The organism is Streptomyces sp. col6, from assembly GCF_008042035.1.
In the GTDB taxonomy this organism is placed as follows: Bacteria; Actinomycetota; Actinomycetes; order Streptomycetales; family Streptomycetaceae; genus Streptomyces.
In genome coordinates this window covers 1416143-1436854 of sequence record NZ_RDBL01000006.1, presented here as the reverse complement: position 1 = coordinate 1436854, position 20712 = coordinate 1416143, and the positions used below count along the sequence as shown (strand labels likewise).

Genomic DNA, 20712 nt, shown 5'->3' with positions numbered 1-20712 from the left:
ACATTAATGACGGGCACGGGACACACACATGCCCCATCGGCGGGCGTTCCGATACCCCTTTTGGGGAAGGGGCCGTATCGGAAGGACCGCCGAYGGGGCATGTGTGTGTCCCGTGCCCGTCATTAATGTCCCTGGTCATGGGGGCATACACAGCGCGGTCTGGGGGTGGACGCAGTGGTAGCGGCGCCCGTCGGGTCCCTCGGTGCGGACCGGGAAGGCGGTGGCGCAGGCGTCGTCCGCCTTCCAGCAGCGGGTGCGGAACGGGCAGCCGGCCGGCGGGTTGGTCGCCGAGGGGACGGGGCCGGTGAGCACGATGCGCTCGGTGGCCTCCAGCAGGCTGGGCGTCGCGGAGAGCAGTGCCTCGGTGTACGGGTGCGAGGGGGCGCCGGCGACGTCGGCGGCGCGGCCCTCCTCGACGATGCGGCCGAGGTAGAGGACGGCGATGCGGTCCGCGAGGTAGCGCACGGTCTGGATGTCGTGCGAGATGAACACCATGCCGAGCCCGAGGCGTTCACGCAGGTCCACCAGGAGGTTGAGGACCTGGGCGCGGACCGAGACGTCGAGCGCGGAGGTGGGTTCGTCGGCGACGATCAGTTCCGGTTCGAGGGCCAGGGCGCGGGCGATGGCGACGCGCTGGCGCTGGCCGCCGGAGAGCTGACCGGGCAGCGCGGCGAGGGTGTGGCCGGGCAGGCCCACCAGGTCGAGGAGTTCCGCGACGCGGGCGGTGCGCGCCTCGCGGGTTCCCCGGCGGTGCACGTCGAGCGGGTCGCGCAGGATCTGCTCCACGGTCAGGCGCGGGTTGAGGGCGGTGGACGGGTCCTGGAAGACGACGCCGACGGCGGAGCCGAAATCCTGGCGGCGCTGGGCCCCGGACATCTCCCACAGATCGCGGCCGTGAAAGGTGACCGTGCCCTCGGTGGGCTTCTGGAGGCCGGTCAGGACCCGGGCGAGGGTGGATTTGCCGCACCCGGACTCGCCGACGAGGCCGACGATCTCGCCGCGCTTCACCTCCAGGTTCGCGTCGGTGAGGGCGTGGACGGCGTCGCGGCGGAAGACGCCTCCGCTGCGTGCCTTGTGGCGTACGTGGACGCCGTCGAGCCTGATCACAGGGCGCTCCCTTCCAGCTGTGCGGTCTTCGCCGGGTGGTGGCAGGCGAAGCCGTGGTCCTCGGTGGCGGCACGTGCGGTGAGTGCCGGGGTGGTGGTGCGGCACAGTTCGGTGGCCGCGCCGCACCGCGAGGCGAACCGGCAGCCCGGTCCGAAACCCTGGGGGGCGGGGACGACGCCGCGGATCTGGTGCAGCCGGTCGGCGCCGGCCTCCAGCGAGACGACCGAGCCGAGCAGGCCGCGGCTGTAGTGGTGGGTCGGAGCGGTGAGCACGGAGCGGGTTCCGCCGATCTCGGCGAGCCGTCCCGCGTACATGACCGCGACGCGGTGCGAGAGGTCGCCGACAAGGGCGAGGTCGTGCGAGACGAGCACCATGGCGAAGCCCAGTTCCTCGCGGAGCCGCACGAGGAGTTCGACGACCTGGGCCTGGACGGTGACGTCGAGGGCGGTGGTCGGCTCGTCCGCGATGAGCAGGCGGGGGCTGCGGGAGAGGGCCATGGCGATCAGGACGCGCTGGCGCTGGCCGCCGGAGAGTTCGTGGGGGTAGCTGCGCAGGGTGCGTTCGGGTGAGAGGCCGACGAGTTCGAGGAGTTCGGCCGGGGTCTTCGTACCGCCGCGCGAGGTGAGCTGCTTCAGCTGGGTGCCGACGAGTACGGAGGGGTTGAGGGAGGAGAGCGCGTCCTGGTAGACCATCGCGATCTCGGGGCCCATGAGGGCGCGGCGTTCCTTGGACGGGAGTTCCAGGAGGTTGCGGCCCCGGTACAGGATCTCGCCGCTGACCTCGGCGTTGCGGGCGAGGAGGCCCATGACCGCGAGGCTGGTGATGGACTTGCCGCAGCCGGACTCGCCGACGAGGCCCAGGGTCTCGCCCTCGTGGACGGTGAAGGAGAGGGAGTCGACGACCGGGGTGGTGCCGTAGCGGTCGGGGAAGCGGATCGCGAGGTCGCGTACGACGAGGAGTTCGGCGGCGTCCTCGGGGACCGGGGTGATGGTGGGTTCCTGGGCGTCGACGCGCCGGGCGAGCTGGGTGAGGGCGGCGTCGATGTCCACGGTGGAGCGGGCCTCGACGGGGTCGGGGGCGGTGGTGGCGTCGGAGGGGACGGCGGCGCGGGCTGCCTTCGGCGCGGCGGAGGCGTCGGTGAGGCCCTCGGAGAGGATGTTGAGGGCGAGCACGGTGATCAGCAGGGCGAGGCCGGGGAAGAAGGTGGCCCACCAGCCGCCGGCCAGGAGGATCTGCCGGCCGTAGGCGAGGACGCTTCCCCAGCTGGGGTCGGGGTCCTGCACTCCGGCGCCGATGAAGGAGAGGCTGGCCTCGAAGATGATCGCCTCGGCGACCATGACGGTGGCGAACACCATGACCGGGGCCATGCAGTTGACGGCGACGTGCCGCAGCACGATGTAGCCGCGCCGGGCACCGATGACCTTCTCCGCCGCGACGTAGTCCTCACCGTACTGGGACAGCACGTTGGCGCGGACGACGCGGGCGAGCGAGGGGGTGTAGACGAAGGCGATGGTGAAGATGATGACGGGGACGCTGGTCCCGAAGACCGCGACGAGGACGGCGGCCAGCGCGATCGGCGGGAACGACATCACCACGTCGAGGGTGCGCATCACGGACTCGTCGCCGAGCTTGCGCGAGGTGGCGGCGAGTGCCCCGAGCAGGGAGCCGGCGACCAGGGCGACGGCGGTCGCGCCGAGGCCGATGACCAGCGAGTAGCGCGAGCCGTGGACGACGCGGGCGAAGACGTCGCGGCCGGCCCGGTCGGTGCCGAACCAGTGGTCGCCGCTCGGTGTCTGGACGGGGGTTCCGGTGGTGAGGGGGTTCTGGGTGAGCAGTGGTGCGAGGACCGCGCCCAGGAGGACGACGAGCAGCACGCCGAGCGCGATGCGGGAGGTGACAGGGAGCGTGCGGAGGGCGATGCCGGGGCGGGAGAGCTTGGTGGTCAGCCGGCTGGTGTCGAACATGTCAGACCGTCCTGATGCGCGGGTTGACCAGCAGGTAGAGCAGGTCGACGATGACGTTGACCACCAGGAAGGCGATGGCGATGGTCAGTACGGTGCCTTGGACCAGGGCGACGTCGCCGCCCGTGACACCTTCGAGGATGAGCTTGCCCATGCCGGGCAGGTCGAAGATCGCTTCGATGACGACGGCGCCGCTGAGCAGGTAGCCGACCTTGACGCCGAGCACGGTGAGCGGGGTGACGAGCGCGTTGCGGAGTACCGAGCGGATCACCAGGAGGACGGGCAGGCCGTTGCCGCGTGCGGTGCGGACGTAGTCGCGGTCGAGTTCGGCGACCATCGAGGTCCGTACGAGCCGGGCGAGGGACGCGGCGACGGGTACGGCGAGCGAGAGGGCGGGCAGGGCCATGGAGCGCAGCCAGCCGCCGAAGGAGTCGGCGGGGTTGGTGTAGCCGCCGGTCGGGAAGACCGGGGTGTTGAGCGCGAACTGCTGGATGAGCAGGACGCCGAGCCAGAAGGAGGGGATGGCGACCCCGGCCATGGAGAGCACCCGGAAGAGCTGGTCGGGCCAGCGGTCGCGGTACATCGCGCCGAGGACGCCGGCGACGACCGCGAGGACGATCGCGACGATCAGGCCGAGGACCGTCAGCTGGAGGGTGAGCGGGAACGCGGCGGTGATGCGGTCCGCGACGGGCTGGCTGGGCGGGACCGTCATGCCGAGGTCGAGGTGGAACAGCTGTCCCAGGAAGTGGAAGTAGCGTACGGGCAGCGGGTCGTTGAGGCCGTTGGCGTCGGCGAAGGCCGCACGGGCCTCGGGGGTGGCGCTCTCCCCGAGCGCGTTGAAGGCCGGGTCGACCGGCGAGAACTGCAGCACCACGAAGACGAGCAGCGCGATGCCGAGGATCATCACCGGCATCATCGCGACGCGGCGCAGCGCGAGCCGGAGAAAAGCAACCATCGTCGGGTTCCTTGCGGTTGGGCGGTCCGGTCCGGGACACCGAGGGGGTGCATGTGTCCCGGACCGGGGCTTTCGGGCGGGGCCGGCGGCCTCAGCCGCGGCTGACGTCCAGGAAGGACAGGCCCGTGGTGGGCAGGGGCTTGAAGCCGGGGAGCGCCTTCTCGTTCCAGGCGGTGGGCAGCTTGCGGTGCAGGATCGGGTAGAGGGCGGCCTCGTCGGCGACAAGGTCGGTGACCTGGCCCCACAGTTCCTTGCGCTTGGCCTCGTCGGCGGCCTGGGCGGCCTTGTCGAGGGTCTGCTTCACCTTCTTGTACGCGGCGGACCCGCCCCAGCCGTAACGGCTCTCGGGCCAGAAGCCGTAGTAGAACCAGCGCAGCAGGAGGTCGGCGTCGTTGCCGAAGACCGAGGGGTCGCCGGGGGCGACGAGGACCTCGAAGTCGCCCTTGTCGATCTTGGCGTACTGGGCCGGGGACTGGGCGATGTTGAGCGTGACCTTGACGCCCGCGGCCTCCCAGCTCTCCTTGAGCAGCGGGGCGATGTCCTTGACCCAGCCGGTGTCGGTGGTCAGGACGGTGAAGGAGAGGCCCTTGACGCCGGCCTCGTCGAGGAGCTTCCTCGCCTTGGCCACGTCGTGCGTGTAGACCGTGGCGGCCTTGTGGTAGTCGGGGTGCGTGGCGGGCACGTAGCCGGTGGCGGCCGCGGCGTTGCCGACCATGGCGGTGGAGATGATCTTCTCGGTGTCCAGCGCGTAGTGCAGGGCCTGGCGCACCCGCTTGTCGGCGAACCGCTTGTCGGCGGTGTTGAACATCAGGAAGAGCAGGCCGAAGGACTGGACGGACTCGGTCCTGGCGGAGCCCGAGAGGCGCTTGACGTCGATGTAGGGGACGTCCTCGATGGCCTGGACGCGGCCCGACTCCATGGCGCTGACGCGGGCCGACTGGTCGGACATCAGGCGCCAGACCATCTTCTTGGCCTTGGCCGGGTGGGCGCCGTTGTACTTGTCGTACGCCTCGAAGACGATCTTGTCCTCACGGGTGGCGGAGACGAACTTGTACGGGCCCGAGCCGACGGGCTTGGCGTCGAAGGCCTTGGGGTCGGGCTCGACGATCTTCTTCGGCACGATCCGGGCGACGGCGATGCGGGACGGGAACAGCGCGAAGGGGTACTTCAGCTTGAACTCGACCGTGCTCGCGTCGACGGCCTCGACGGTGTCGATGAAGGGCACGAACTGTGCCATCAGCGAGGCGTTCTTCGGGTCCAGGATGCGTTCGAAGCTGAAGACCACGTCGTCGGCGGTGACGGCCGATCCGTCGTGGAAGGTCGCGCCCTTGCGGAGCGTGGCGCGGTAGGTGGTGGCGTTGATCTTCTCCGGCATCCCGGTGGCGAGAGCGGGCCGTGCCACGAGCGTTGCCGGATCGAGATCCACCAGGCCCTCGAAGATGTGCATATTGGCGGCGTAGGGGGTCGCGCCCGAGGTGATCATCGGGTCGAAGCCGGTCGACAGCGGGTAGGACAGACCGGCCTCGATGAGGTCGCTGCCGCTGCCCTTGTCCGTCGAGCCGTTGGCGGTCGAGGACGGACCGCCGCACGCGGACAGGCCGGCCGTGATGGCGGCCGCGGCACCGACGGCACTGGTGTAACGCAGGAAGGTGCGGCGCTCGACACCGGCTGCTCTCAGCTCGGGCACGGGTCCTCCAGGGACTTGAGGTGGGGCGTCGTGGACGGGAAAGGGGGGCTGGCGCAGGTTCACGGGGACCGCGGCACCTGAAGCGTCAGACGTCAGATGTCTGATGCCTTGATAGCGTGGGAACGTAGCTTGACAATCGAGAGGGGTCAAGAGGTGGGGAGTTCACATATGTCCGGAACGAAACCCGGCCGGCAGCTGCTCCGGCAGGAAGTCGTCGACGGCATCAAGCGGTACATCCTCGAAGAACGGCTCCGCCCCGGGGACCCGCTGCCCACCGAGCCCGCCCTGTGCGAGGCGCTCGGCGCCAGCCGCTCCAGCGTCCGCGAGGCCGTCAAGATCCTCAACGCGCTGGACATCGTCGAGGTCCGCCACGGACACGGCACCTACGTCGGCCGGCTGAGCCTGTCAGCACTCGTGGAGAGCCTGACCTTCCGGGGCCTGCTCTCCCCCGACGACGACTTCCAGGTCATGGCCGACCTGGTCGACGTGCGCGAGCTCTTCGAGCGCGGGATGGCCGACCGGATCGTCTCGCAGCTCAGTACGGAGCAGCTGGACGCGCTGGACGGCCTGGTGGCCACCATGCGCGCGACCGGGGCCCAGGAGGGGCACGGCTTCGTCGACGCGGACCGCGCCTTCCACGCCCTGCTCGTGGCCCCGCTGGGCAACGAGCTGATCGGCCAGCTCTCGATGGCCTTCTGGGACGTGTACACGATCGTCGCGCCGCACTTGGACGGCTTCACGCAGGCCGACGAGACGGAGACGATCACTGCCCACCAGAACATCGTGAACGCCGCGCGGGCCGGTGACATCGCCGGTTTCCTGAAGGCGCTCGGCGAGCACTACGCGCCCGTGCGCCGCCGGATCGCCGAGGCCCGCGCCCGGGGCTGAGCGGCGCCGCCCGGCGGCGCCCCGACCGGGGCGGGCCTGCGGACGGACCCCGGGGCAGCCCTTGACGGCCGCCTCGGGCGGTGCCTAGGGTCCGTGTGCCGACAGGACATCTGACGTCATGCATCTGATGTCGATGCTCATGCTTCCCGGCATCTCCCCCGCCGCGCCCCAGGAGGGCACCTCCATGCCGTTGACGGACCTCTCGCTCGACGAATGCCGCGACTACCTGCCGCCGCTGCCCGTTCCCGCGGACTTCGACGCCTTCTGGTCGCGGACCCTGGACGAGGCCCGCTCCGCCGCATCCGGCAAGCCCGTGTTCGGCGAGGTGGAGACCGGGCTCACCCAGGTCCGCGTGTATGACGTGACCGTCCCCGGGTTCGCCGGACAGCCGGTGCGCGGCTGGCTGCGGATGCCCGCCGGGGCGACCGCGCCCCTCGGCTGCGTGGTGGAGTTCCTGGGCTACGGACGCGGCCGGGGACTGGCCCACGAGAACCTGCTATGGGCCTCTGCCGGTTACGCCCACCTGCTGATGGACACCCGCGGCCAGGGCTGGTCGGCGGCCGGCGGCGCCACCGCCGATCCGGACGGCGGCGCGTCGGGCGTGGTGCCCGGCTTCCTGACCCGGGGCATCGAGAGCCCCGAAACCTCCTACTACCGGCGGCTGTTCACCGACGCGGTGCGCTGTGTGGACGCGGTGCGCGAGCATCCGGAGATCGACCCGGACCGCATCGTGGTGACCGGGGTCAGCCAGGGCGGCGGCATCGCCCTGGCGGTCGCCGGACTTGTGCCGGGGCTGGCCGGCGTCATGCCGGACGTGCCGTTCCTGTGCAACGTGCGCCGGGGCGCCGAGATCGCGGGGCGTCCGCCGTACACCGAGATCGCCGAGTATCTGAAGCTGCACCGCGACCGCACCGAGTCGGTGTTCGCCACCCTCGCCTACTTCGACGCCGCACTGCACGCCACCCGGGCGACGGCCCCCGCGCTGTTCTCCATCGCGATGATGGACGACATCTGCCCGCCCTCCACCTGCTTCACCGCCTACAACGGATACGCCGGGCCCAAGGACGTACGGGTCTACCCGTTCAACGGGCACGAGGGCGGGGCGGAGTACCAGCAGCGGGAGCAACTGGCCTGGGTGGCCTCCCTGTTCGCCGGCCCGCCATCGGGGCGGGCCGGTCGCTCCTGACGAGAGAGAGATCGTCCATGCAGCGAACCGTCCCTGTCGCCCTGCTCGGCGCCGCCCTCCTGGTGGTCGCCACGACCGGTACCGCGCAGGCCGCGTCACCCGCCCCCGGCACGCTCACGTCCCAGGACCTGACCGTCGACGGAGTCGGCTCCCCCCACTACCGCATCCCCGCCCTGACCACGTCGAACAAGGGCACCGTGCTCGCCGCGTACGACGCCCGCCCGACCCTGGGCGACCTGCCGTCCAACATCGGCATCGTGCTGCGGCGCAGCACCGACGGCGGCACGACCTGGCAGGCGCAGCAGGTGGTCCGCAAGGACGCCGCCCCCAAGGGGTACGGGGACCCGAGCCTGCTCGTCGACCGGACCACCGGCCGGATCTTCCTGTTCTACGCGGCCGGTGAGAACCAGGGCTTCTTCGGCTCGGCCACCGGCAACGACGAGAGCGACCCGGACGTCCTCCAGGCGGACTACAGCTACTCCGACGACGACGGGCTCACCTGGACCCACCGCCGGATCACGAAGCAGAGCAAGAACCCCGCCTGGGGCGGCATGTTCGCGGCGTCCGGCGAGGGCATCCAGTTGCGCAACGGCGCCCACAAGGGCCGGCTGATCCAGCAGTACGCCATCCGGAACAACGGGGGCAACTACGCGGTCAGCGCGTACAGCGACGACCACGGCGAGACCTGGCACATGGGCACCCCGGTCGGTCCCGGCGGCGACGAGAACAAGACCGTCGAGCTGAACGACGGCACGGTCATGCTCAACAACCGCTCGGCGCCGTACCGTACGGTCGCGTACTCGACCGACGGCGGGGTCACGTACACGCCGTTCGTCCAGGACACCCAGCTGCCCGACCCGGCCAACAATGGCTCGGTCATGCGCTACGCCCCCGACGCGCCGGCCTCGAACCCGCAGTCGTCGTGGCTGCTGTTCAGCAACACCGAGGCCACCTCGCGCAAGAACCTCACGGTCAAGATGTCCTGCGACAACGGGAAGACCTGGCCGATCAAGAAGGTCGTCGACGCGGGCGCCGCCGCGTACTCGACGCTGACCCGGCTGCCGAGCGGCCGGCTCGGCCTGCTGTACGAGCGCGGGAACTACGAGCACATCACGTACTCCTCGTTCGACCTGCAGTGGCTCGGAGGCGCGTGTGCGGACATCACGATCACACCGTCGGCCACGCTGAAGGCGGGGACGAGCACGGAGATCACCGTACGGGTCGTCAACAGGATGGACGTCAGGCGCGACGCGGGCACGGTCGATCTGACCGTGCCCGCGGGCTGGACGACGAAGCAGGTGGCGTTCCCCGCGACGCGTCCGGGCGAGGGCGCCAACGTCAAGGTGCCGGTGACGATCCCGGCCGGTGCCTCCGGTGACGTGAAGCTGACCGCGACCTTCCGGACGGGCGGGAAGACCGCGGCGGGCAGCCGGACGGTGACCGTCACGCCGTAACCGGCGGCAGCGACGGGTCCGTGTGCCGCCCCGGAGCGGCACACGGGTCCGCCGCGACGGACGGCGGGCGGTTGTGGAGGCGGCGCAGATACTCCTGGGCCGTGGGCAGCGTCTCCAGCAGGATCTGCTGCTGGCGGGCGACCCGCAGGAACAGGGCGTCCGCCTCCCGCCGGGCGGCCGGGCGGTGGGCCAGCGCGGGCCGGGGCGAGGGCGGCTTTGTCAGCAGTGAGGCCAGCAGCGTGTAGGACGCGACCTCCTGGGTGTCCTGCCCCGGGGAGAGGCCGGCCCGGTAGGCGGCCAGGGACTCCCGTACGGCGTCGGGCAGCGGACGCGCGCGCCGGTCCGCCCAGAACGGGGTGTCGAGTCCGGGCGCCACGGCGTAGCGCAGCGCGGCCAGGTCGCGGGCCGCCTCGTGGCGCCGGCGGACCGCCCGGTCGTAGCGGGCCGCGGGTGCCTCCCGGTCCCGGAGCGCCGGGAAGTCCCTTACCAGATGGCCCACTTGGCGCAGGACCTCGCCGAGACCGTCGTCCGCCAGGGGCTCCAGGACCTGGGCCGCGCGGCCCACGGCGACACAGTTCCCGGCCCATGAGCGGCGCAGGTACCCGGTGCGGTACCCGCTGTGCCGGACCGTCGCGTTCCTGGGGAGGGGGCCGTGCAGATCACCCAGTGCCTTCAGCGCCTCGTCGGGCCCGGTCAGCTCACGGGCGTAGACACGGCCGGCCCCGAACCCGCCCAGCAGCGGCATCTTCCACGCCCATCCGTCGGGCAGCGCGGTCACCGTGGTGAACGGCTCGATCGCGTGCGTCTCCTCGTCCATAGGGACGGTGACCGTGACGGCGCTGTCGCACCCCGGGCTCTCGTCCGTGTCGACGAACGGCTCCCCCAGCATCCCGGTCATCAGCAGCCGTCCGTCCCCCGTGCAGTCCAGGAAGAGGTCGCCAGGGACCGGACCGGACTCCGCCGTGTGCAGCAGCGTCAGCATGCCGTCGGCGTCGCGCTCGGCGTGGACCGGCGTGTCGCGGACCGCGCGTACACCGAACCGCCGCATCGCCAAGTCCCGCAGACAGCGCGTGAACATCGCGGTGTCGATATGCCAGCCGTATGGAACCGCCGCGCGTCCGTCCATCCAGCGAGGCGATTTACCGGCGTCCAGCAGAGGCGGTTCGCGGAAACAGGCGTAATCGAATGCCTCGATGGTCTCGCCGCTGCCGCGCCGGTTCTGCCAGCATTCGAGAAGGGTGAATTCCTCGCACGAGGAAAGCGGCGCACAGGTGCGGTAGAAGTGATCCGCGCGAAAACCCCCCGATCCCTTCACGGCGGACGCGCCGGCCGTTCCGGCACGCCAGTCCGCGTAGCGGACGGCGGTCGCGAAGGACGCGCGGCACGCCCGCATCCATTCCTCCTCGGGGACCCCGAGCCGGTCGAAGAGTTCGCGCTGCAACTCCGGGGGAACGGCACTGACCTGGCCCGTCTCCGAGACTCCGGCCGGACGCGAGGGCGGCTCCAGCACCGTGACGGAGACTGTGCCGCCGAACACGGACGCGAGCCTGGCGGCGGCGGTCCAGCCGGCCGCCGTGCCTCCGACGACCACGATCCTCCTGATGAGACTTTCCATGGCGTTCACTCTCCCCGCCCTTTCTGTACCGCATCCATCGCGACGCCATGGAGACCTGTACCGGTCTGCACGGACGCGTACAGATATCCCGGGGAATTCCTGTATCCCCGCGGCCGAACCTGTTGGTGCGGGACCTGATCGGGGCCCGGACTCATACAGGAGGAATGATGTACGACAAGCAGCCCGGCCCCACCATGGTTCAGCATCCCCTGGAATTCCTGGCGGAGATCGAACGACGGGAAGCGACGGCGCAGGAGATTCTGCTGCGGGACACCGGCGCACCCTGGACCGACCTGCTGGCCGAGTACGTGGACGCCCTGACCGGACTGGCGACCCCGGGCACCGCCGCCACCGGCTACATAGCCGCCTACGGCCTGGACGAGGGGCATGCGGGCGGCTGCGGCTGACGCCGAAGGGTCCGGGGGGCCGGCCGGGGAACGGCCGGTCCACCGGACCGGGGAGTGACGAGAAGGGGGCGGCGTCCTCACGCCGGGACGGGCGCGAGGACGGGATCGGCGCACTGCTCCCTGGCGAACAGCCCCACCAACGGCATGAAGCGGTAACTCAGGCGCGCGTCGCCGCCGACGCTCCACGCCTCCAGCAGCCGGGCGTCCGCCAGCCGTTCGAGCAGTTCCTCGGCCTCCTCCGGTCCCGTGCCCAGCAGCGCCGCGGCGTCGCCGGCGGTCAGCGCGGACAGGCCGGCCCGTGCCAGGACGGCGAACGCGGGCCTGGTGGCCCGGTCGAGCTGCGCCAGGGCGGTGCGCAGCCCGGCCCGTACGTCGAGGGAGCCGATCCGCAGCTCCCCCAGGCGGCGGTCCTCCGGGGCCAGCCGCTCGGCCAGCCGGGCCGCGGGCCAGTGGGGGTGGGCCGCCAGCCGGGCCGCCGCGATGCGCAGGGCGAGCGGGAGCCGGTCGCAGAACTCCGCGATCCGCGCCGCCGCCTCGGGGGCCCCGGCGAGTCGTGCGGAACCGGCCACGGCGGCCAGCAGGGCGCCGGCCTCGGCGGGTTCCATGGGTCCGAGGCCGACCAGCCGGGTGCCCTCCAGCGAGGCCAGCGGGGAACGCACTCCGGTCACGAGGGTGCGGCTTCTGCCCCCGCCCGGCAGCAGCGGGCGGACCTGGGTGTCGTCGGCCGCGTTGTCGAGGACGATCAGCACCGGGCGGCTGCGGGCGAGCAGGGTCCGGTAGAGCTGGACGCGTTCCTCCTGGGTCGCGGGCAGCCGGTCCGGTGCGGTGCCGAGGGCGCGCAGGAACCAGCCCAGGACTTCACCGGGCGCGCGGGCCCCGCCCTCGGCGGTGCGCAGGTCCGCGTAGAGCTGGCCGCCGGGGAAGTCGGCCCGGCAGCGTTCGGCGGCCCACAGGGCGAGGGCGGACTTGCCGGTGCCGGGTGCGCCGGTGACCACGACGTCCTGGTGGTCGCGCAGCGCGGCGAGCACGTCCCGTACCTCGGTGGCGCGGCCGGTGAAGTCGCCGGGGGCGGCGGGCAGCATCGCGGGGACGAGGCCCTGCCAGCCGCCCCCGGGGGGTGCGGGGACCGGTTCGGGGTGTCCCCCGTGCGTCCCGGGCGGTGTCGCGCGGTCCCGCTCCGGTGCGCCGGCGGGCGGCTGGGTGCCGGTGAGGATCTCCTGATGGAGCGCGCGCAGCTCCGGGCCCGGGTCGATGCCCAGGTCCTCGGCCAGGGCCCGGCGGCCCTTCTCGTACACCGTGAGCGCGTCGGCCTGCCGGCCGCAGCGGAACAGGGCGGTCATCAGCTGACCGCGCAGCCGTTCGCGTACCGGGTGGAGGGTGACCTGCCGGGTGAGCGCCGGGACCATGTCGGTGTGCCGGCCGAGTGCGAGGGCGGCCTCGGCGTGGTTCTCCAGCGCGGAGAGGCGGGCCTCATCCATGCGCGGGACCTCGGCCTCGGCGAGGTGTGCGGTGACGTCGGTGAGCGCCGGGCCCCGCCACAGCGCGAGGGCGTCGTGCAGCAGGCGTTCCGCGTCGGCGTACCGGGCCGCGCGCAGGGCGTCGCGGCCCGAGTCGGCGAGCTCGCGGAAGACGTCCCAGTCGAAGCGGGCGTCCCGGATGTCCAGGCGGTAGCCGGGCCCGTGCCGCTCCAGGCCGAGGCCGGCGCCGAGGCGGGTACGCAGCCGCGACACATAGGTGTAGAGCTGGTTCCGGCTGGTGGCGGGCGGGTCCCAGCCCCACAGCAGGAGCGTCAGCCGTTCGTCGGACACGACCTTGCCGCGGGCCAGGAGCAGGGCCGCGAGCGCGGTGCGCTGCTTGCCGCCGTCCAGTGCGACCGCGCGGCCGTCGAGCTCGGCCGATACCGGTCCCAGGATCTTGAGTTCCATGCGGTTCCCCCGTTCAGCAGGCCCGTTCCGGTCGCCGGGCCACGTGGGGAAAACGCTATTGACCTGGTGTTTTTCTTCGTCATCGGCTCCATTTCGCGGCTCCGAAAGCGAGACGAAAGAGCCTCAAAAAGGGGTCTCCGTACCGTTCATGGCACACACCGGGACAACAGCCCGAAACGCCCGTCGCAGCTGTCACAGGAGGTCATCATGAAGCTCTCCACCCTCTCGGCCAGGACCGTCCCGGCGGGCCGTGTCGCGGCGGGAGCCGTGCTCCTCCTCGCGGTGGCCGGCACGGTGGGTTCCGCCGGCGCCTCGGGTCCGGCGGCGCTCCGGTCCGGTACGGACGCCGCCGTGCGGGCGGTGGCCGACGACCCCTGGACCACCGCCCCGTCGCGGCAGGACGACGATCCGTGGACCGCCGTGCGCGCCGCGGGGGCGGACGACCCGTGGACGGCCGCCCCCGCGAAGGTGGCGGACGACCCGTGGACCTGAGCCCGGCGGTGCTCAGGGACGTACGAGCGCGAACAGGCGGTCCGAGTCCCAGGTCTCGCCGTCGCCGAGCGCCGCCAGCAGCCGGGCCGAGCGGTCCTGCCAGCCCGGCGCCCCGACCTCGGCGAAGAGGTCGTGCGCCGTCTTGAAACTCCCGGCCGCCCCGGCCCGGTCGGTGTGCAGGATCTGCACACAGCCGAGGACGATCGCGGCCCGCGCCTCCAGGAAGCGGTCGGGCACCTTGCCCGAGGTCAGCAGCGCGTCCCGCAGGACCGCCTCCGCCTCCTGCGTCCTGCCCCGGCACCACAGTGCCTCGCCCAGGGTGCGCAGCGTGTGCGCCTCACCACGGCGGTCACCGCTGCCACGCACCAGTTCCAGCGCGCGCCGGCAGGCTTCCTCGGCCCGCTCCCCCTCACCCCGGTGGAGCAGCGCCTCGGCCAGCCGGACGGTGTTCTGCGCCTCTCCCCGTTCGGTGCCCAGCCCTCGGCTGCGGGCGACCGCCTCGGAGGACAGCCGCAGACTCGCCTGCGGGTCGCCCCGTTCCAGCTCCACCTGCGCCAGCAGGCCCAGCACATGGGCCTCGGCGTAGTGGTCACCGACCGCGCGGAAGATCTCCAGCGAGCGGTGGGCCATCTCCCTGGCCCGGTCCATGTCCCCGCGATGGCGTTCGCAGAGCGCCAGGTTGCGCAGGACGAGGGCGCGTCCCTGATCCTGGCCCTGCTGCTCGAACAGCCGCAGGGCCAGGCTGAGACGCCGGTGGGCCGAATCGTGGTCCCACCCGACGATCTCCAGCGTCCCGAGGGAGTGCAGCATCGCCGCCCGGCCGAGGGTGTCCCCGGTCCGGGTGGCGGCCTCCAGGGCCCGCTCGCCGCAGTCCCGCCAGTCCTCCAGGTAGTCGCGGTTCTGGAAGAGCGTCACGCTCGTCATCGCCAGGTCCCACGCGTAGGCGGACTCGTCGTCGCGGGCGGCCTGTTCGACCAGGCCGGTGATCGAGGAGCGTTCGGTCTCGAACCACTCCATCGGGTCCTCCAGCAGGCTGTCCACCAGATGGCCGGGGAGCCGGTGGAGCGGCGCGGGTCCGTGGATGACGGTGTAGTCGCCGCCGTAGACCCGCCGGTGCGCCTCGCCCGCCAGCGCGAGCCAGGCGCCCCAGGCGCGCCGGCCGGCCGCACGCAGCTCGGCCTCGGTGTCCTCCTCCCGCGCGCACTCGCGGGCGAACAGCCGCAGCAGGTCCTGGAAGCGGTAGCGGACGTGGCCGGTGGTGGCGCTGAGCGGTTCGAGGAGCTGCGCGTCGACCAGCAGCTCGATCAGGTCCTCGGCGTCGACCGGGTCGATGTCGAGGAGCGCGGCTCCGGCCCAGGCGGAGAAGTCCGGGACGTTGAGGACCCCGAGCCGGCGGAACATCCGGGCCGCGTCGGCGGGCAGGTCCCGGTAGCTGAGCCTGAGCCCGGCCCGGACACCCCGCTCGTCCAGGCTGAGTTCGTCGAGCCTGCGGTGCTGGTCCTCCAGCCGGGCCACCAGGGTCCGTACGGACCAGTGGGGCTTGGCGGCGAGCCGTGCGGCCGCGATCCGCAGCGCCAGCGGAAGGCGGTCGCAGAGCGCGCTGAGCCGGGCGGCGCCCACGGGGTCGACGCCGAAGCGGTCGTCACCGGCGACCCGGGACAGGAGGGTGATGGACTCGTCCTGTTCGAGGGCGCCGAGGTGCAGCGGTACGAAGGCGTAGTCGCCGGCGAGCGCGCGGCCCATGGTGTCCCTGCTGGTGACCAGGACGCAGCAGCGTCCGGTGCCGGGCAGCAGCGGGCGGATCTGCTGGAAGGAGCGGGCGTTGTCGAGGACGATCAGGACCCGGCGGCCGCCCAGCACGCTCCGGAAGAGGGCGGTGCGTTCGTTCTGGTCGGCGGGGATCTGCGGTCCGGGCACGCCCAGGGCGCGCAGGAACCTGTCGAGCACCGCGGCCGGTCTGCGGGGCGCCTCGGACCCGTCGTAGCCGCGCATGTCCGCGAAGAGCTGCCCGTCCGGGAAGCGCGCGGCGACCTGGTGGGCCCAGTGCACGGCGAGGGCGGTCTTGCCGACGCCGCCCGTGCCGGTGATGGACCCGACCGGGAGCGCGCCGCCGTCGAGGTGTTCCAGGAGCCGGTCCAGTGAGGCGAGTTCGGCGTGGCGTCCGGTGAACGACGCGGCGCTGGGCGGCAGGTGCGCGGGGACGGTCGTCTGGGGGACGAGGGTGACGGACTCCGCGGGCAGGCCGAGTCGCGGGGAGTCGGCGAGGATCTCCTCGTGCAGCTCCTGGAGCGCGGGGCCGGGGTCGATGCCGAGTTCGCCGGCGAGCAGCCGCTGGGCGTCGCGGTAGGTCTCCAGGGCCTCGGCGCGGCGGCCCGAGCGGTACTGGGCCAGCATCAGGTGCCCCTTGGCCTGTTCGCGCAGCGGGTGTTCGCGGACGAACGCGCTCAGCTCGCCGGTCATGTCGCGGTGCTGGCCGAGCGCGAGGCGGAGTCCGGCGTACTCCTCGTACACGTCGAGCCGCATCTCGGTCAGCTGGGCGGCCTCGGACTCGACGCGCTCGGCGGAGATGCCTTCGAGTGCGGGGCCACGCCACATGGCGAGCGCCTCCTCGAAGTGGGCACACGCCTCCTCGGACCGGCCGCGGCGGGCGGCCTCCCGCCCCCGGGCGGCGCTCTCCTCGAACTCGACGGCGTCGATGCGGTGTTCGCCGGCGAAGAGCATGTAGCCGGGATGGCTGGTGACCAGGATGTCCTCGACCCCGACCGCGTTCTTGATGGTCTTGCGCAGGGCGGAGACGCAGATCGCGATCTGGTTGCGCGCGGTGGCGGGCGGGCGGCCCTGCCAGACGGCGTCGGCGAGGGTGTCGACCGAGACCACACGGTTGGGGGCGAGGAGCAGCATCGACATGATCGTGCGCTGACGGGCGCCCTGCAGTACGACGGGCCGCCCGTCGGCGCTGATGTCCAGCGGCCCCAGGATTCGGAACACCACCTGAAGCACGAACCGCCTCCTGATTCCGACCGCAGCCGTTCCTGTACGACCGGGTTCGCCGCTTGGGGACTGATTACCAGGGGGCCGCCGGCCCCGGCAACGACAGCGGCAGCAAACTGCCAGGCCGCGGGCCCGGAGCGCCGGTTGTCACCTCAGGGCCGGGCCATCCAGGAGGCGGGCGGAAAGCTGTCGGGCCGGTCCCAGACGGCGGCCGGCGCGGCGCGGCGCACGGGGCCGGGGTCGTCATGGCCGGCTGCGGTCAGGGCGGTGAGCAGGGCCGTGACGGCCGCCAGTTCCTCCGGGGAGGGGGCGCCCCTGATCACCTTGAAGAGGGCCGTACCGAGGGGCCCTTGGAGTGCCGGTGCTGACATGGTGCCTCCTAGACAGGGGGGTTGCCGTGCTTCCGGGTGGGCATCGAGGCGTGCTTGGAGCCGAGCATGGCGAGCGCGGCGGCCAGGGTGGCGCGTGTGTCGGCGGGGTCGATGACGTCGTCGACGAGGCCGCGCTCGGCCGCGTAGTAGGGGTGCATCAGCTCGGTCCTGTACTCCTTGACCAGCTGGCGGCGCATCGCGTCCGGGTCGCTCGCGGCCCGGATGCGGCGGCGGAAGACGACGTTGGCGGCGCCCTCGGCCCCCATCACGGCGATCTCGTTGGCCGGCCAGGCGAGCGAGAGGTCGGCGCCGATGGACCGGGAGTCCATGACGATGTACGCGCCGCCGTAGGCCTTGCGCAGGATGACCTGGATACGGGGCACGGTGGCGTTGCAGTACGCGTACAGCAGCTTCGCCCCGTGCCGGATGATCCCGCCGTGCTCCTGGTCCACACCGGGCAGGAAGCCAGGGACGTCCACCAGCGTGACGAGCGGGATGTTGAAGGCGTCGCAGAGCTGCACGAAGCGGGCGGCCTTCTCCGAGGAGTGGATGTCGAGCACGCCCGCGAGCGCCTGCGGCTGGCTGGCGACCAGGCCCACGACCCGGCCGTCGAGGCGCGCGAGGGCGGTGAGGACGCTGGTGGCCCAGCGCTCGTGGACCTCCATGTACTCGCCGTCGTCGACCAGTTCCTCGATGACCCGCCGCATGTCGTACGGACGGCTGCCGTCCAGCGGGACCAGGTCGCGCAGGGCCTCGCACCGCCGGCCGGCGGGGTCGTCGCTCTCCGAGAAGGGCGGGTTCTCGCGGTTGTTCTGCGGGAGCATGGAGAGCAGGTAGCGGACCTCGGCGATGCAGGTCTCCTCGTCGTCGTACGCGAAGTGCGCCACGCCTGAAGTACCCGCGTGGACGTCGGCGCCGCCCAGACCGTTCTGCGTGATCTCCTCGCCCGTGACCGCCTTGACGACGTCGGGTCCGGTGATGAACATCTGCGAGGTCTCGCGGACCATGAACACGAAGTCGGTGAGGGCGGGGCTGTAGGCCGCGCCGCCCGCGCACGGGCCGAGCATCACGCTGATCTGCGGGATGACACCGGAGGCACGGGTGTTGCGCTGGAAGATCCCGCCGTAGCCGGCGAGGGCCGAGACGCCCTCCTGGATACGGGCGCCGGCGCCGTCGTTCAGGGACACCAGCGGCGCACCGGCCGAGATGGCCATGTCCATGATCTTGTGGATCTTCGTCGCGTGCGCCTCACCCAGCGCCCCGCCGAAGATCCGGAAGTCGTGCGCGTACACGAAGACCGTCCGGCCCTCGACCGTGCCCCAGCCCGTGATCACACCGTCCGTGTACGGCTTCTTCGCCTCCAGACCGAAACCCGTCGCCCGGTGCCGGCGCAACTGCTCCACTTCACTGAACGAACCCGGATCGAAGAGCAGTTCTATGCGCTCCCGGGCCGTCAGCTTGCCCTTCGCGTGCTGCGCCTCGGTCGCCGCGGGGGCGCCCTCGACGGCCTCCTGACGGATGCGCGTCAGCTCGCCGATCCGCTCATGCATCGACATGACCAACTCCTTCGGGTGTCAGCCCCTTTTCGCGGTCCGGTTCAGGCGGTCCCGCGGGCGACGTAGTCGCAGAGGGCGGTGAGGGCGGTGCGGGCGGGAAGCGGCGGCAGCCCGGCGAGGCAGGCGCGGGCGTGGGTCAGCCGTCCCCGCATCAGCGCCTCGGCCTGCGCCGTCGCCGGTGAGCGGCGGAACAGCTCCAGGGCGCGGTGGTGGCCGGCGGGCGTGAGCGGAGCGTCGTCGGAGAGCAGCGCGCGCAGCTCGGCGTCGGCCGGGTCGTCGCCCGCCCGTGCCAGCAGGACGGGCAGGCTGTCCACACCGGCCAGCAGGTCCATGCCCTGCGGTTTTCCGGTCAGGGCGGCCGGGGAGGCCAGGTCGAGCAGGTCGTCGGCGATCTGGAAGGCGATGCCGAGCTGTTCCCCGTACTCGGTCAGGGCTGCCACGTGCGGGGCGGGCGCGCCGGACTGGAGGGCGCCGAGCCCGAGCGACATGGCCAGCAGGGCGGCCGTCTTGCCTCCCGCCACGTGGAAGTAGTGCGCCACCAGGTCCTCGCCGTCGGCGGGGCCGGTGAGTTCGCCGAGCTGTCCCGACACCAGCCGGGCCGCCGTCCGGGCGTTGAGTTCGATCACTCCGGGGGCGAGTCCGGCGGCGAGCCGGGCGGCGCGGGCGAGGAGCCAGTCGCCGCCGAGGACGGCGGTCCGGTCGCCCCAGCGTGCGTTGGCGCTCGCCACTCCGTGCCGGGTGGCGGCCCCGTCCATGACGTCGTCGTGGTGGAGCGAGGAGAGGTGTACCAGTTCCGCGATGACGGCGGCCCGGCCGACGCCGTCCCGCCAGGGGTCGCCGAACTCGGCACCGAGCAGGACCAGCAGCGGGCGGAGCCGCTTTCCGCCGGCTGCCGCCAGATGGCCGGTGAGCGCGGCGATCCTCGGCTCGGGGGCGTCGTGGACGCAGTCCTGGAGCTCTTTCTCCGTGGCGGCCAGCGCCTCATTCATCGCGGACTCGAACTCCGGTTCGCCCAGACCGAGTCGCCCGAGAATTCCGGACGACGCACACGGCACGGATATCGGAGCCTCGTACATCAGTTTTGCGTTCACGAGGAAACCCCTCGGTCGCACCGGTGGTGACGGTGTTGTGCGGCGAATATCGCCTTCACCGTGTCCCGCCCACCCCACCCCGGCAAGGGAAATGACATGAAGGTGACACGGGGTGCGCGATACCCCGGGCGGAAGTGCATTGTCAGCTTCCTGCCACATCCGCCGGCGCTGTCCCGTACCCCGAAAGGCGCGGTTACGCTCTCGTGCACATCACTGGGATTGCCGGGAAAGGGCGAGGAATTGCGTATCCGATTCATCATGACCGCGGTGGCGGCGGCCGGGCTGGTCTCCCTGTCGGCGGTGCCGGCCACGGCTGCCGCCGGGGGCACGGGACAGGCGGCGGACGGGTCCGGTCAGGAATGCGCCGCGGTGCGCCTCTCGGGTTCCCTGCCCGCCCCGCCGCCCGGCATGGCCGTGGAGCAGCAGGTCACCATAGGCACCGACTGCGCACCTCACCTGGGCCCCGCCCGGCTGGTGCCCGCCACCGGGAAGACGGCCGCGCGGGCGGCGGCCCCGGCGGCCGGTGTCCGGCAGCTGGAGAGCTGGTCCGAGATGTACGACTGCTGCAACATCCGCATGACCGGCCTCTACACGACGTCGTCCTGGGAGACCGACGGGAGTCGTGTCGTCACCGCGTCCACCACGGCACGGCAGGAATGGAACCGTGAACCCTGGGACGCGGGCTGGTCGCTGGAGTCGTCGGAAAAGACGGCCGATTGCGTCAGCGACTGCACCGTCTCGCACAACGAGGCCCGTGCCGCGTTCTCGTACAAGGGAATTTTCGACGCGACCGGCGACTGGTACGCGAACGAGCACCGGTCCTTTGTGGACCTGAATGCGGACGGTACGGCGTCCTGCCGTTTCGAGGTGGATCTGCGGCACACCTTCGTCGGCTGGAATCTGCGGCGCGGCTGCTCCTGAGAACCGGCCCGACGAGGAGAGGCGCGGAGGGTCTGGCAGCAACCTGACATCCCACGGGATTTACGGGTGCGGTCTCCCTACACTCGCGCAGAAGACTCTCCCCCA

The 20712-nt window shown here is 71.9% G+C and carries 16 protein-coding genes; 6 read left to right on the top strand and 10 right to left on the bottom strand.

Annotated elements, in window-relative coordinates:
- Positions 1 to 135: 135 nt before the first annotated feature.
- The 4 genes from EAO73_RS10410 to EAO73_RS10395 form a co-directional block, all read right to left on the bottom strand.
- The gene (locus EAO73_RS10410) at positions 136 to 1107 is read right to left on the bottom strand and encodes an ABC transporter ATP-binding protein (protein ID WP_147971098.1); all 972 of its coding nucleotides are present in this window, start codon (positions 1105 to 1107) and stop codon (positions 136 to 138) included.
- A complete protein-coding gene (locus EAO73_RS10405; protein WP_147971097.1) occupies positions 1104 to 3071 on the bottom strand; it encodes a dipeptide/oligopeptide/nickel ABC transporter permease/ATP-binding protein in 1968 nt (655 codons plus the stop codon). Before EAO73_RS10405 ends, EAO73_RS10410 begins: the two co-directional genes overlap by 4 nt.
- A 1-nt stretch (position 3072) precedes the next feature.
- On the bottom strand, positions 3073 to 4023 hold the full coding sequence (locus tag EAO73_RS10400) for an ABC transporter permease (protein ID WP_147971096.1): 951 nt from the start codon (positions 4021 to 4023) through the stop codon (positions 3073 to 3075).
- A 91-nt stretch (positions 4024 to 4114) separates the two neighbouring features.
- Complete coding sequence (locus EAO73_RS10395) at positions 4115 to 5710, bottom strand: ABC transporter substrate-binding protein (RefSeq protein WP_147971095.1); 1596 nt, start codon at positions 5708 to 5710, stop codon at positions 4115 to 4117.
- A 168-nt stretch (positions 5711 to 5878) separates the two neighbouring features.
- On the opposite strand from EAO73_RS10395, the gene EAO73_RS10390 reads away from it, so the two are divergent.
- From EAO73_RS10390 to EAO73_RS10380, 3 genes are all read left to right on the top strand, one after another.
- Positions 5879 to 6598 carry a FadR/GntR family transcriptional regulator gene (locus EAO73_RS10390; RefSeq protein WP_147971094.1) on the top strand — a complete coding sequence of 240 codons (720 nt, stop codon included), beginning with the start codon at positions 5879 to 5881 and terminating at the stop codon, positions 6596 to 6598.
- Between the two features lie 184 nt (positions 6599 to 6782).
- Positions 6783 to 7784, top strand: coding sequence for an acetylxylan esterase (locus EAO73_RS10385; RefSeq protein ID WP_147971501.1), 1002 nt, complete (start codon positions 6783 to 6785; stop codon positions 7782 to 7784).
- Positions 7785 to 7801: 17 nt separating this feature from the next.
- On the top strand, positions 7802 to 9238 hold the full coding sequence (locus EAO73_RS10380; RefSeq protein ID WP_147971093.1) for an exo-alpha-sialidase: 1437 nt from the start codon (positions 7802 to 7804) through the stop codon (positions 9236 to 9238).
- Here the strand turns inward: EAO73_RS10380 and EAO73_RS10375 are convergent.
- Positions 9228 to 10853, bottom strand: coding sequence for a tryptophan 7-halogenase (locus EAO73_RS10375; protein WP_147971092.1), 1626 nt, complete (start codon positions 10851 to 10853; stop codon positions 9228 to 9230). The genes EAO73_RS10380 and EAO73_RS10375 overlap by 11 nt on opposite strands.
- 167 nt (positions 10854 to 11020) lie before the next feature.
- On the opposite strand from EAO73_RS10375, the gene EAO73_RS10370 reads away from it, so the two are divergent.
- A complete protein-coding gene (locus EAO73_RS10370; protein WP_191133982.1) occupies positions 11021 to 11260 on the top strand; it encodes a DUF6269 family protein in 240 nt (79 codons plus the stop codon).
- 77 nt (positions 11261 to 11337) lie between these two features.
- Here the strand turns inward: EAO73_RS10370 and EAO73_RS10365 are convergent, their stop codons facing one another.
- A complete protein-coding gene (locus EAO73_RS10365) occupies positions 11338 to 13185 on the bottom strand; it encodes a transcriptional regulator (protein WP_147971090.1) in 1848 nt (615 codons plus the stop codon).
- A 207-nt stretch (positions 13186 to 13392) separates the two neighbouring features.
- On the opposite strand from EAO73_RS10365, the gene EAO73_RS10360 reads away from it, so the two are divergent.
- Positions 13393 to 13677 carry a hypothetical protein gene (locus tag EAO73_RS10360; RefSeq protein WP_147971089.1) on the top strand — a complete coding sequence of 95 codons (285 nt, stop codon included), beginning with the start codon at positions 13393 to 13395 and terminating at the stop codon, positions 13675 to 13677.
- A 12-nt stretch (positions 13678 to 13689) separates the two neighbouring features.
- Here the strand turns inward: EAO73_RS10360 and EAO73_RS10355 are convergent, their stop codons facing one another.
- The 4 genes from EAO73_RS10355 to EAO73_RS10340 all read right to left on the bottom strand — a co-directional run bounded on the left by EAO73_RS10355 (position 13690) and on the right by EAO73_RS10340 (position 19686).
- Complete coding sequence (locus tag EAO73_RS10355; protein WP_147971088.1) at positions 13690 to 16677, bottom strand: AfsR/SARP family transcriptional regulator; 2988 nt, start codon at positions 16675 to 16677, stop codon at positions 13690 to 13692.
- Between the two features lie 143 nt (positions 16678 to 16820).
- A complete protein-coding gene (locus tag EAO73_RS10350; protein ID WP_147971087.1) occupies positions 16821 to 17039 on the bottom strand; it encodes an acyl-CoA carboxylase epsilon subunit in 219 nt (72 codons plus the stop codon).
- A gap of 8 nt (positions 17040 to 17047) precedes the next feature.
- Positions 17048 to 18589, bottom strand: coding sequence for an acyl-CoA carboxylase subunit beta (locus EAO73_RS10345; protein WP_412074585.1), 1542 nt, complete (start codon positions 18587 to 18589; stop codon positions 17048 to 17050).
- A 47-nt stretch (positions 18590 to 18636) separates the two neighbouring features.
- Entirely contained in the window at positions 18637 to 19686 is a 1050-nt protein-coding gene (locus EAO73_RS10340; protein ID WP_224756224.1) for a polyprenyl synthetase family protein, read from the bottom strand.
- A gap of 240 nt (positions 19687 to 19926) precedes the next feature.
- Between EAO73_RS10340 and EAO73_RS10335 the strand changes: the two genes are divergently transcribed.
- Positions 19927 to 20607: a hypothetical protein gene (locus EAO73_RS10335; RefSeq protein ID WP_224756223.1), complete on the top strand. Its 681-nt coding sequence runs from the start codon at positions 19927 to 19929 to the stop codon at positions 20605 to 20607.
- Positions 20608 to 20712 lie beyond the last annotated feature (105 nt).

Bases quoted from the DNA above. Each gene is read 5' to 3' on its own strand.
- EAO73_RS10405 (WP_147971097.1), bottom strand. From the start codon at position 3,071: ATGTTCGACACCAGCCGGCTGACCACCAAGCTCTCCCGCCCCGGCATC.
- EAO73_RS10400 (WP_147971096.1), bottom strand. From the start codon at position 4,023: ATGGTTGCTTTTCTCCGGCTCGCGCTGCGCCGCGTCGCGATGATGCCG.
- EAO73_RS10390 (WP_147971094.1), top strand. From the start codon at position 5,879: ATGTCCGGAACGAAACCCGGCCGGCAGCTGCTCCGGCAGGAAGTCGTC.
- EAO73_RS10385 (WP_147971501.1), top strand. From the start codon at position 6,783: ATGCCGTTGACGGACCTCTCGCTCGACGAATGCCGCGACTACCTGCCG.
- EAO73_RS10380 (WP_147971093.1), top strand. From the start codon at position 7,802: ATGCAGCGAACCGTCCCTGTCGCCCTGCTCGGCGCCGCCCTCCTGGTG.
- EAO73_RS10375 (WP_147971092.1), bottom strand. From the start codon at position 10,853: ATGGAAAGTCTCATCAGGAGGATCGTGGTCGTCGGAGGCACGGCGGCC.
- EAO73_RS10370 (WP_191133982.1), top strand. From the start codon at position 11,021: ATGTACGACAAGCAGCCCGGCCCCACCATGGTTCAGCATCCCCTGGAA.
- EAO73_RS10365 (WP_147971090.1), bottom strand. From the start codon at position 13,185: ATGGAACTCAAGATCCTGGGACCGGTATCGGCCGAGCTCGACGGCCGC.
- EAO73_RS10360 (WP_147971089.1), top strand. From the start codon at position 13,393: ATGAAGCTCTCCACCCTCTCGGCCAGGACCGTCCCGGCGGGCCGTGTC.
- EAO73_RS10350 (WP_147971087.1), bottom strand. From the start codon at position 17,039: ATGTCAGCACCGGCACTCCAAGGGCCCCTCGGTACGGCCCTCTTCAAG.
- EAO73_RS10345 (WP_412074585.1), bottom strand. From the start codon at position 18,589: ATGCATGAGCGGATCGGCGAGCTGACGCGCATCCGTCAGGAGGCCGTC.